The following is an 11,025-nucleotide window of genomic DNA, read 5'->3' on the forward strand; positions in this document are numbered from 1 at the left end:
TAAATGGCTGCAAGACACTATCTGCGAGATGATGATTCCGCATTAATGCTTCTTAGTTCCTCTTGTTTTTCTCAGGTCGATTGAGCGCATAATTAAGTTTAATGCGCTTGATATAGAGCAAATGCAGCCTGATGAGATTTGCCCGGATAATCTATAATATTTAGCTGATGTGGCAATTCTAATTCTTATTAATGGCAACAGTGGCAAGATTGAGAGACTGTTTTGCTAGAAGTTTGGCGATAGATATTTGAGTGCGCTCGCCACCTCTCTCTACTTAATCTAATACATTACACTATTAAATACTAAATGTTTATGCGTAAACAGTAGTTTATTGTTTTAGGCGCGCTTGGCGGGAAAACGCGACATCTGATAGGGACAAAGGCAAATCCTTTGTCCCTACCCGCAGGTCGATCGCCTATTCATGTTGGAAATTAATTCTCAAGTCGCAAGAGCGATCGCAATTTAATTCCCGCAACGCTGCCCAACAAAGCAGTCGCAATCCACAGCCAACCGTGCAAACTGGTAGAAGCAATACCGCTAAAAAAAGCGCCGACATTGCAGCCAAAAGCCAGCAGCGATCCATAACCCATCATGAAACCGCCGCTCAAAACGGCTGTAACTTTGGGTAACGAAAGGTTTGTTTTGACGGTGAATTTGCCAGCCAAAGCCGCCGCTAAAACTGCTCCCAAAACAATGCCAAAATTCATCACGGAAGTAACATCAGCAAAAATGCCTTTTTGCAAGGATTCTAACTTGTCGGGAGTATTCCAAAACGGGTTATTTGCGGGATTCCAGCCGAAAGCAGTAGCAAGTTCTGCGGCCCACAAAGTAAACCCCCAAGTCACTCCCCAAGGCCTGCCGTCAATTAACAGTTTTACCCAGTTGAGAAAGGCAAGGGAAAAGGCTCCGGCAGCGAGAGACCAAGGCCCGTAAAGCCATTGATTCTTGATTTGAGATTGAGGAGTTTTAATGATAAAATCTGCTGTTAAGGGTTGCTTGCCATTGGTGCGATTCCACTGCCAGAGGGCGATCGCAATTAACAGAAATACGCTTAGCTGCAAGATGACTGCGGGCATCCATCCCAAAGTTTTTCCTAAAGATATCGGTGGCAGCGATGGTAAATTCCACAGGTGTCTGGTCAAACTTCCTGCAAAAGAACCGATGCAAAAAGTCAGCAGCGTTAACAGCATTGACGTGCTGCCGCCGCCAATTGTCCAAAGCGTGCCGCAAGCGCAGCCACTGCCCAATTGCATTCCAATTCCGAATAGAAAAGCGCCGATCGCATTTTGCCAGCCAACAGGCGCAACAGCCCCGGCTATTTTGTGTCCGAATACCTCTCCTGATGCAAGTACGGGAGCAAAAAGTACAGTAGCAATTCCTAACATCAACAAGTGCGCTAAAACACCTGTAATATCGCGATCGGCAAATAATTTGCGGTAAGCAGAAGCAAAGCCAAAACTTGCATGATACAAACTCGCGCCCAGCAAGCCTCCAATCAGAAATAAAACGCTCTGCCGCCAGCCGTAGGCGCTCAAACCGGCCGCACCAGCAGCAAATAGCGTCAGTATCAGAGCTAAAATCGGACGCTGCGATCGGGGCGGCGAAGTTTTTGCCAGCGGTGAAAAAGCAATTTCTGCGGTGTTATTCACAATAAAATACTTGACTCCAGAAACAACTGTAAAGCGAGGCAGAGCCTCCATTTTAGCGCTAAGTGTTTCGCGGCGAAGTCTCCGATTTTTCATCGGGTTGTTCACTAGGAGTGCAAGCAACGGAATTATCTGCTTGTCGGTGCTCAGCTATTGTTGATAAACCAAAGCCAATCGCGCTGATTATTCCGAGCATTGATATCGAGATAATTGCTGTTTTCATTCTACCTATTCGGTCAATTTTTAGCCAAAATTCCTGTTAACTACAGATTTGTTTCCTACACTGCTTGTTCCGGACCAGTTTCTACAGGTAAATTAGTCTGACTGTATTCAGTCCAAGAACCTTCGTAGATTCTGACTTTCGGATAGTTCAGCAAGTGTTTCAAAACTACATATTGCAGCGTTGCTTCCCGCCCCGTACTGCAAGTAACGATGATGTCGCTGTTGCGATCGATCTTTTTAGCTGCCAAAATCTGCTTGATTTCGTCGAGAGACTTCAACTTGTGCGGGTTTTCAGCATCGGTAAAAGTCGGCCATGGAAGGTTGCGAGCGCCGGGAATGTGTCCGTTGCGCGTCCAGATTTTTTCTTCCCCTTGAAATAGTTTTTCCGGTCTGGGATCGATGAATGTGACGCCTGCTTTGCCAATTAAATTTTTGACTTCATCTAGGGTAACACGAATTGATTTGTTGTCGCGCACAGTCAGTGTACCAGCCGCGTATGTTGGAAACTCTTTCGTCACAGTTTGAGCTGCTTTGTAACCCGCATAACCTCCGTCGATAACTGCGATGTCCGAGTGTCCCAATCGCTCCAATACGTAAGCAACCATTGTCGCGCCGAGAATGTCTCTGCCGTCGGAATAAACTAAGACGCGGCTGTTGTCTGTTACTCCTGCCCGCGACAGTAATTGCCCCAGTTTATCCGGCGTTAGATACTGTACTGGCAAACCACTGTCCGGCCCGCGCAAGGTGTTGTCGGCGATGTTGACTGCGTTGGGAAGATGCCCGATAAAGTAGTCCATTGGATTGGTACGGACATCGAGAATTCGCAGGTTTTTGTCGCTGGCGTTTTGGGCAACCCACGCGGGGGAAACGAATTGAATTTTACTTTTTGATTCCGCTGCTTGGGTTGGGAAAAATGGGAACAGAGGAATTGCGATCGCCAGCACCACTAGGACGGCAATTAATGCCCCTATTTTGTTTCTTTTAAATCGAGCTTTCAGGGATTTAGTTTTCATTTTCTTTCCTCTTGTATTGTCTCTGTCGAAAAGCACAAAAAGCTCCTCGCTGCTAGAGAGCCGATCACTCCCTCCAGTAATCACCTTAAAATTGATTGATTTACCGTATATTATAGGTATAGCTGTTGATTGTTGCACAGACAGTCTCAGAAAGTCAATAGTTTTTTTAGTAGCGAAGGATACAGGAATTTTGGGGCGATTCCCTCCGGAATAGCTTCGCACGCGCGTGCGAATTTGCCCGTGTCAGCAACGGGCTCGCGAGCACGCGGCGAGACATTGATTCTACCCTTAGATTTCGTAGTGCCACACCTCGGAAGGTTGCAGAATAATCCGGTGGAGCGGCAGACGATCTATCAAGCCTTGCTGCTCAAAATGACCGAGGGTGCGAGTGACTGTTACGCGACTTGTGCCGATGATTTCTGCAATGTCCTGATGCGTTAAAATCATATCTATCAGATGTCCTTGCTCTACCTCAGAACCAAACCTCTTAGCCAGCCAAGTTAATAGTTGATAGAGCATAAAATCAACTCTTTTGTAACCTCGCATTACCATAAAAGCTTCAGCCTGCTGAATGTGAGTGAGCAAAATATCTCTATTTAGCCAGCGATCACCAGATAATAGAATTGCCTCGACTTTAGTGAGGCATTCAATTTGAAAAGGATCGCATTTTGATATCGGTTTGCCGATCGTATCACCAGGCCCCCACAATCCCAAGGTGATAATTGTGCCATCTTCAAGCCACGTTACAGTTCGCACTACTCCAGTTTCAATTCGCCACAAAGCATTGCTTCTGTTCGGCAATTGCGAGCGGCGAGAGAATATATGTCTGCTCGTTTCATCAAATGTTTTAGTGGAAAGAGAAGCAATAGTCATAGCCAGTTACTGAATAAATTAAAGTTAGTTTGTACCAGGGTAGCAGGATAGTCTTGTCGGCAAAAATCTATATAAATTAAAATTTAACTAGATTCCTGCACCGTCTAAAAAATCTGTAATAAACAAATTATAATACATAAATAATTCATGTTTTTCTGCCTCTTTTTGCTCTAATCCAGTTGTTGTTAGCGGAGATAATTGAGATTTCAAAAAAGCAACCTGCTCTTCTAAATTCTTAATTCTATCGAACAAAGCTCGAATCGCTTGAGCTTCCAAATCCGGTAGACCTTGAGAATTTTGAGCATCTTCCACCTGCTTTTTCCGAGAGATGATGCGGCCGGGGATTCCCACAACTGTGCAATCGCTAGGGACATCCCGCAGCACTACCGAACCCGCACCAATCCGAACATTATTGCCAATTTGAATATTGCCTAAAACTTTAGCACCTGCTCCTACCACTACATTTTCTCCCAGCGTTGGATGCCGTTTTCCTATTTCTTTACCCGTGCCGCCAATGGTCGCTCCTTGATAAATTACAGCATAATCTCCAACGATCGCCGTTTCGCCAATGACCACCCCCATACCGTGGTCGATAAACACCCCCCTACCAATTTTTGCTCCTGGGTGAATCTCAATACCTGTTAAAAAGCGACTCAGTTGGGAAATCAAGCGGGGTACAAACGGCAGGCCAGCGGAATAAAGCCAGTTTGCTATCCGGTGCAAAAAGAGTGCTTGCAGTCCGGGATAGCAAAATAATACTTCCAGCCAGTTACGCGCCGCAGGGTCGCGTTCGTAAATAATTTGCAAGTCACTGAACATATTTACTCTCGCCGTGTTTTGGTTATACAGTATCGGCAATGCCGACGGTTTAAGCTGCTTAAAGCAGTATTGGTTTTGGCATTATTACACATAATACTGTAATCCGACCAAATTACAGTAGTTGATGAGAAAAAAATTTTCCTTTCCCAGCCCCTTCTATGCTGCCTCCGATATTTTCCGCGAAACAAACGGTACAGGTTGTCTGACTTCTTGTCGCAGCGGAATCTCGATCGAGAATTCCGTCCCCAATCCCGGTGTCGAATCGCAGCGCAGCGTACCTTTGTGCTTTTCTACGATAATTTTATAGCTGATGGACAGTCCCAATCCTGTCCCTTTTCCCACAGGTTTAGTCGTAAAGAACGGGTCAAACAGCCTTTTTTTGACATTTTCTGCCATACCGGGGCCGTTGTCGGATATCCGCACAATTATTTTATCGGGACTTGAATATTCTGTGGTTATGGCGATCGCGATCGGATTGGCTTTCGCTGCTGTGGGCCCGCGATCGAGGTTGTAACTCTCAAGGGCGTCGATCGCATTAGCCAGAATATTCATAAACACCTGATTTAATTGTCCGGCATAGCACTCTACTAAAGGTAAATGGCTGTAATTTTTAACAATCTCGATCGCCGGGCGATCGGCTGTAGCTTTCAGGCGACTTTGCAGAATTAGCAGAGTGCTGTCAATGCCTTCATGGATATTGACAGGTTTCATTTCGCTTTCGTCTAAGCGAGAGAAATTCCGCAAAGATTGAACAATTTGAACAATGCGATCGGCTCCTATTTTCATCGAAGATAGCAGTTGCGGCAAATCTTTGCTGAGAAAGTCAAAGTCAATATTTTGTAAATGCTCGGTAATTTCCGAGGAAGGGTATAAATAGTGTTTTTGGTAGAGTTTTACTAACTCCAACAAATCGCTGCTATATGCGCTGGCGTGTTGAATATTGCCGTAAATAAAACTAATAGGATTGTTAACTTCGTGGGCAACACCAGCAACTAATAAACCCAAACTAGACATTTTTTCCTGCTGAATCAGTTGAGTTTGAGTTTGCTGCAACTCTTGCAACGTTTGCTCTAGCTGTTGAGATTTAGCCGTGCGTTCTGCTGCTACTTGTTCAAGTTTATCTGTATAATTCAACAAGCTCATTAGATAAAGTGTCACAGCCAAGCTTAAGATAATCCCTAATATTAAAACAGTCAAAGAACGCCAAAATCTTAGAGGATTAATGTACTCTGGCGTTAGTCGCAGTTGCAGCAGCCACCTGCGATTTTCAATATTGAGAATGCGGGTGCAACTGCTGCCGTCCGGGCAGTAAGCTCTTTCCCCAATATAGAGTTTATTTTTAATGTTTTCGTCAGTAACTATTCTTTTAGTCTTCGCTTCGTAAAAAGCGAGAAATCTTTCGGATTCAGGAGCCATAGGATCTTGAAGATACACGTTAACAAAGTTAAGTTGAGTTTCCTGTAACGCCGATTTAACAATAGCATCAATGAGCAAAATTCCCATAGTAAAGCCTTTCAAATTTTCTGGTTTGCTTGCAGGTAAATTTTGCGGCAAGGCTGCGGTATCGCCAGGAGACGTTTGACTAAAAATTGGCAGAAAAACGAAGAAGCTTGGGGAATTTTGTGAGGGTATTTTTTGGCGGTCAGTCGCGATAATTTCTTGTCTTTTTGTGGCGTTTTCTAACGCTACCAGATTGGCAGTTAAATCTAAACTTAAATCTATTTCCTCTGTCAGGAATTGCGGAGAGTCAGAAACACGAGGCAGCCAAGCGATCGCCTTCAGGCTCGGATGGCGGTAGAGGGCAGGACCAACAAATGTCTTCATTTCTGGTTGTTTAACGCCGTCAAATACGCTGTAAAAGGCTCCAGCAGCACGAATTATTTCTAAATTTCCGCTAACATCTCTCTGAATGTCTGTAGCTATTTTGTCCAGCCGGTCTTGCAGTTCGGCTTGCATGGATTTGTATTCCCAATTGTACGCAACTGAAGAGGCGATCGCAGACAGTCCCAATCCTGCACAAAGTGTTAATCCTGCCTGGATGTAACGGCGATAATTAAGTAAAGTGCTAGTTGCTAAATTCAAGAATTTGTTAGCAGTCATATTCTTCACCTATCTTTTTTCTAGTTCTCGTTCCCAGGCTCTGCCTGGGAATGAATTTCAGGAGGATCTGCCTCCGATTTAGAGCCACGAGACAGCATTACCAGGCACGAGCCTGGTAACGATGTGGGAGCAGTGTTTTGTAGAAGATCCCGGATAGTATTTTGAGTAAGATGCAGTCGCTGATTTAAATTGAATAAGCGGGGAATGTCATGGCGTGTTTGGGTTTGACGTAAACCTGCTGATCTCGCGTTAACTGTAGAGAATCGAAACGCTCGCGACTCACGTAAGCTGTTACTACCTGCTCCGATTCTAATAGTAACTCGGTTTGAATTTCCCGCCCTAAATGAATGATGCGACTGACTGTTGCTAATGCAAAACCAGACTGCGGCTTAGTTTGAATTTCCACATCGTGGGGGCGCAAAAACACTAAATCAGAATGGGCTGCTCCGTTATTGTGAGCCGTTGTGCCGTTGCTGGCGAACAAACCCGCAGCATTCGGCAGCACATTGACAGGCCCAATAAAACTCATCACAAAAGCTGACGCAGGTTTGTCATAAATTTCAGCAGGAGTGCCAACTTGTTCGACTCTACCTTTGTTCATCACCACAATTTCATCGGCTACTTCCATAGCTTCTTCTTGGTCGTGAGTCACAAAAACTGTGGTGATGTTAACTTCTTTGTGAAGGTTGTGCAGCCACGATCGCAATTCTTTGCGGACTTTAGCATCTAATGCTCCAAAAGGTTCGTCTAGCAGCAGCACTTTCGGTTGAACTGCGAGAGCTCTGGCCAAAGCAACCCGCTGTCGCTGGCCCCCGGAAAGTTGTGAAGGATAGCGATCGCCCAAACCTGTCAACTGCACTAAATCCAAAAGTTCATCAACCCGCCTACTAATTGAGCCTTTAGGAACTTTGCGAATTTCCATCGCAAAAGCAATATTTTTCCGAATACTCATGTGTTTGAACAAAGCGTAGTGCTGAAACACAAAACCGATATGCCGTTCTTGCACCGACTGATGAGTAGCATCTTCACCGATCAGGTAAATATGACCGCTGTCCGGCGGTTCTAGCCCCGCGATCATCCTCAGCAGAGTCGATTTCCCGGAACCAGAAGGCCCCAACAGCGCGACTAAAGAACCCCTTTTAATTTCCAAATTCACGTTGTCAATTGCGTGGAAGGAGCCGAAGTGTTTCGATACGTTCTGAACTGTAATGCTCATGAGTTTATTTACCTATTTTAGGAGTTAAAAAAGTAAACTCCGCTTATCTGACAGATTTACAGTAGTATATCCTGAAAATATTATTTTGCAAGGTCTGTAACTTTTTGTATAGGATCTCGATGCTCTCCAGATGGGGACTGCGTTTCAAAGTTGAGGCTGGCGGGCCGTCCGAGTTAAGCCGTCAGCGTTTCGAGATGTGGCTGTAGCGGTAAATGCGATCGTCCCAGAGTAAGCAATGCTGAAATTACGCAGAAACCGGGTTTGATGGACGAAAATACTGCATCAAAACCTTTAAAACCTTTAACCCCCGTAAAAAACCCGGTTTCTTTGCTGTGGCTGTATATTTTACGGCTGCCGACAATTCCCCGACTCCCGGCGATATTGAAGATTTCACGTAGGAATTGCTCAATCTGAGGTGCGATCGCACACAATTTAGATCACAATAGTTAATTCAGAAGCCAGCCAGCTTCACCTTTGAAAAACTGACAGAATAGTAAATTCTAACCAGAACACCACTATGGGAAAACCAACAGGCTTTATCGAATTCTTGCGCGAATTGCCCTCCGAACTCTCACCCGTCGAGAGAGTCCACAACTGGGACGAATTTCACCTGCCGATGGATGAGGACAAACTCCGCACCCAAGGCGCGCGCTGCATGGATTGCGGCATTCCGTTTTGCCACACGGGTACCCTCATCAGCGGCATGGCAAGCGGCTGCCCGATTAATAACCTCATCCCCGAATGGAACGACCTCGTATATCGTGGACTGTGGAAAGAAGCCCTAGACAGACTCCACAAAACCAACAACTTCCCTGAATTCACCGGCCGCGTCTGTCCCGCACCCTGCGAAGGCGCTTGCGTACTCGGCATCAACAACCCGCCAGTCACGATTAAAAACATCGAAGCCTCGATTATCGACAAAGGCTGGGATGAAGGCTGGATTACTGCCGAACCACCCGCCAAACGCACCGGCAAAAAAATCGCCGTCATCGGTTCCGGGCCCGCAGGTTTGTCCGCCGCCGCGCAACTAAATAAAGCCGGTCATTGGGTAACAGTATACGAAAGAGCCGATCGACCAGGCGGCCTGCTAATGTATGGCATCCCCAACATGAAGCTAGACAAAGAACAAGTCGTCATGCGCCGCCTGAAAGTCCTCGAAGACGAAGGCGTGACATTCGTCTGCAACACCGAAGTCGGCAAAGACTTACCAGCAGAACAACTGCTAAAAGAATACGACTCCGTTGTGCTCTGTACCGGCGCCACCAAACCCCGCGACTTGGGCATCCCCGGCCGCGAATTAAAAGGCATCCACTTCGCAATGGACTTCCTGACGGCGAACACCAAAGCAGTTTTAGACAAGAGCACCAACGATAACTTCATCTCCGCCGAAGGCAAAGATATTGTGATTATCGGCGGTGGCGACACCGGCACCGACTGCGTGGGCACCTCCATTCGCCACGGCTGCAAAAGCCTCGTACAGCTAGAAATCCTGCCCAAACCGCCCTCGGAACGCGCCGCCAACAATCCGTGGCCCGAATGGCCGAAAGTCTACCGCCTCGACTACGGCCAAGAAGAAGCAGCAGCCAAATTCGGCGACGACCCCCGTGGCTATCTCACCACGGCGACAAAGTTCGAGGGCGACGAAAACGGCAATGTCAAAGCCGTGCACACCGTTGAGGTGGAGTGGGCGAAAAACGAGAAAGGGCAGTTTATTCCGAACCACATCCCCGGCACCGAAAAAGTGTTGCCGACACAGCTTGTGTTGCTAGCGATGGGCTTCCTCGGCCCGGAACAGCCCTTGCTGGATGCGCTGGGATTGGAACGGGACGCGCGCAGCAATGTGAAAGCCGAGCACGAAAAATATACAACCAGCATTCCGGGAGTTTTCGCGGCTGGGGACTGTCGCCGGGGACAAAGTTTGGTGGTTTGGGCGATTAATGAAGGGCGCGGCGTGGCCCGGGAGTGCGACCTTTATCTGATGGGGAGCACTGATTTGCCTTAAAGCAATCGGCTTGACGCATTGGTTTGTAGTAAGGACTTCAGTCTTTTCAAACTCGGATTTAAGGACTAAAGTCCTTACTACGAACTTATTACAGAATTAACCCCAATTATGCCAAATTCATTACTTTCGGGTGAGGGTGCTGTCGGTACTTATAGTGAATTACTCAAAACAGGATGTAGAGGCGATAACCTGACGCCACATCACATACCATCAAATGCGTTTATGGAAGCAAAAGTGCCTGCTTACACCAGAAACAAAGGGATAGCAATGATGATGGAGCATTTGTCACCAGGAATGGGCGGTCGCCACAGAGAAACGCTATCCTATGGACAATCCCCTAACTTAAATATATTACCAAGACACTCTCTCGCTCGTGAAGTTTGGGATGTGCGATCGATTTATCGCTGTCAAGGACTTTACACCCCAGAAATTAAGCGGGGTTTACAGCAAGTCATTCAGCAAAACAAGTTAGCGTGGCAAGGTGTTTTCGAGAAATGGAGGGTTTGAGAATGAGCCATAATTCATTAATTAACGTTTTAGAAACTAATAGATTGATGCGTTCCGATGAAGAAGTCGCTGCATTTGAGAATGCTCTAGCCGAACTTGCCAAAAACTCACCAATAGAAAATCTGCGAGAACTGCATCTAGTCTTAGATGACAAATGTCAGCACCCGGAAGTCATGTTTAGTCTCATCCATTTTCTAGAGTCTTTTGACGTAAAAAAGCAACTTCAAGCATTTATTAATGCGGTTCCGCAATTAATCGTTTCCGCACCGGAATGGACGAAAATTATCCACGATCGCATCCTAAATGATGAGTCTGCGCGTGCTTGTTATCAAGATATTTTGTCTGCTGTTGACAGCCAAAGCTCACTGATGAAACAAACTATTGAGCTACCAAAAGAATTAGCTGACCTTTTAGAACAATATCTTAAAGAAATTCCTCCGAATCAATTAATTGTCTATTTGCGGGAGCAATTAGGCTTAGTCAAACCAGAATTCCAAGACCTTTCTGATTTGCTAGCAGTAGCAGGAGTCGCTAAAGATAAGTAGGTCACCTTAGTGGTGCAGAAAACTATTTTTGTTAAGAAGAAAATGACATAACTTTAGAAAATTCAATCCGCCGCTCTAACTT

Annotated in this window: 10 protein-coding genes; 3 read left to right on the forward strand and 7 right to left on the reverse strand. The window is 46.0% G+C overall.

The window, feature by feature from the left end:
• Window positions 1–431 precede the first annotated feature (431 nt).
• The 7 genes from QUA24_RS17080 to QUA24_RS17110 all read right to left on the reverse strand — a co-directional run bounded on the left by QUA24_RS17080 (window position 432) and on the right by QUA24_RS17110 (window position 8,320).
• Window positions 432–1,742 (reverse strand): YeeE/YedE family protein, encoded by a 1,311-nt coding sequence (locus tag QUA24_RS17080; RefSeq protein ID WP_333230878.1) that lies wholly within the window; start codon window positions 1,740–1,742, stop codon window positions 432–434.
• 182 nt (window positions 1,743–1,924) lie between these two features.
• Window positions 1,925–2,881 (reverse strand): sulfurtransferase, encoded by a 957-nt coding sequence (locus tag QUA24_RS17085; RefSeq protein WP_333230879.1) that lies wholly within the window; start codon window positions 2,879–2,881, stop codon window positions 1,925–1,927.
• A 288-nt stretch (window positions 2,882–3,169) separates the two neighbouring features.
• Window positions 3,170–3,754 carry a Crp/Fnr family transcriptional regulator gene (locus tag QUA24_RS17090; protein WP_333230880.1) on the reverse strand — a complete coding sequence of 195 codons (585 nt, stop codon included), beginning with the start codon at window positions 3,752–3,754 and terminating at the stop codon, window positions 3,170–3,172.
• A gap of 87 nt (window positions 3,755–3,841) precedes the next feature.
• On the reverse strand, window positions 3,842–4,573 hold the full coding sequence (gene cysE, locus QUA24_RS17095; protein ID WP_333230881.1) for a serine O-acetyltransferase: 732 nt from the start codon (window positions 4,571–4,573) through the stop codon (window positions 3,842–3,844).
• A gap of 156 nt (window positions 4,574–4,729) precedes the next feature.
• The gene (locus QUA24_RS17100) at window positions 4,730–6,673 is read right to left on the reverse strand and encodes an ATP-binding protein (RefSeq protein ID WP_333230882.1); all 1,944 of its coding nucleotides are present in this window, start codon (window positions 6,671–6,673) and stop codon (window positions 4,730–4,732) included.
• Between the two features lie 184 nt (window positions 6,674–6,857).
• Window positions 6,858–7,889, reverse strand: coding sequence for a sulfate/molybdate ABC transporter ATP-binding protein (locus QUA24_RS17105; protein WP_333230883.1), 1,032 nt, complete (start codon window positions 7,887–7,889; stop codon window positions 6,858–6,860).
• Between the two features lie 173 nt (window positions 7,890–8,062).
• Window positions 8,063–8,320, reverse strand: coding sequence for a hypothetical protein (locus QUA24_RS17110; protein WP_333230884.1), 258 nt, complete (start codon window positions 8,318–8,320; stop codon window positions 8,063–8,065).
• An 86-nt stretch (window positions 8,321–8,406) separates the two neighbouring features.
• On the opposite strand from QUA24_RS17110, the gene gltD reads away from it, so the two are divergent.
• From gltD to QUA24_RS17125, 3 genes are all read left to right on the forward strand, one after another.
• Window positions 8,407–9,891, forward strand: a complete 1,485-nt coding sequence (gltD, locus tag QUA24_RS17115; protein WP_333230885.1) for a glutamate synthase small subunit — start codon at window positions 8,407–8,409, stop codon at window positions 9,889–9,891.
• Between the two features lie 108 nt (window positions 9,892–9,999).
• A complete protein-coding gene (locus QUA24_RS17120; RefSeq protein WP_333230886.1) occupies window positions 10,000–10,398 on the forward strand; it encodes a hypothetical protein in 399 nt (132 codons plus the stop codon).
• A 2-nt stretch (window positions 10,399–10,400) separates the two neighbouring features.
• Window positions 10,401–10,943 (forward strand): Imm30 family immunity protein, encoded by a 543-nt coding sequence (locus tag QUA24_RS17125; protein WP_333172018.1) that lies wholly within the window; start codon window positions 10,401–10,403, stop codon window positions 10,941–10,943.
• Window positions 10,944–11,025: the final 82 nt, after the last annotated feature.

Origin of the sequence: Microcoleus sp. Pol12B5 (assembly GCF_036701335.1) — a bacterium.
In the GTDB taxonomy this organism is placed as follows: Bacteria; Cyanobacteriota; Cyanobacteriia; order Cyanobacteriales; family Microcoleaceae; genus Microcoleus.

Bases quoted from the DNA above. Each gene is read 5' to 3' on its own strand.
- QUA24_RS17080 (WP_333230878.1), bottom strand. From the start codon at position 1,742: ATGAAAAATCGGAGACTTCGCCGCGAAACACTTAGCGCTAAAATGGAG.
- QUA24_RS17085 (WP_333230879.1), bottom strand. From the start codon at position 2,881: ATGAAAACTAAATCCCTGAAAGCTCGATTTAAAAGAAACAAAATAGGG.
- QUA24_RS17090 (WP_333230880.1), bottom strand. From the start codon at position 3,754: ATGACTATTGCTTCTCTTTCCACTAAAACATTTGATGAAACGAGCAGA.
- cysE (WP_333230881.1), bottom strand. From the start codon at position 4,573: ATGTTCAGTGACTTGCAAATTATTTACGAACGCGACCCTGCGGCGCGT.
- QUA24_RS17100 (WP_333230882.1), bottom strand. From the start codon at position 6,673: ATGACTGCTAACAAATTCTTGAATTTAGCAACTAGCACTTTACTTAAT.
- QUA24_RS17105 (WP_333230883.1), bottom strand. From the start codon at position 7,889: ATGAGCATTACAGTTCAGAACGTATCGAAACACTTCGGCTCCTTCCAC.
- gltD (WP_333230885.1), top strand. From the start codon at position 8,407: ATGGGAAAACCAACAGGCTTTATCGAATTCTTGCGCGAATTGCCCTCC.
- QUA24_RS17120 (WP_333230886.1), top strand. From the start codon at position 10,000: ATGCCAAATTCATTACTTTCGGGTGAGGGTGCTGTCGGTACTTATAGT.
- QUA24_RS17125 (WP_333172018.1), top strand. From the start codon at position 10,401: ATGAGCCATAATTCATTAATTAACGTTTTAGAAACTAATAGATTGATG.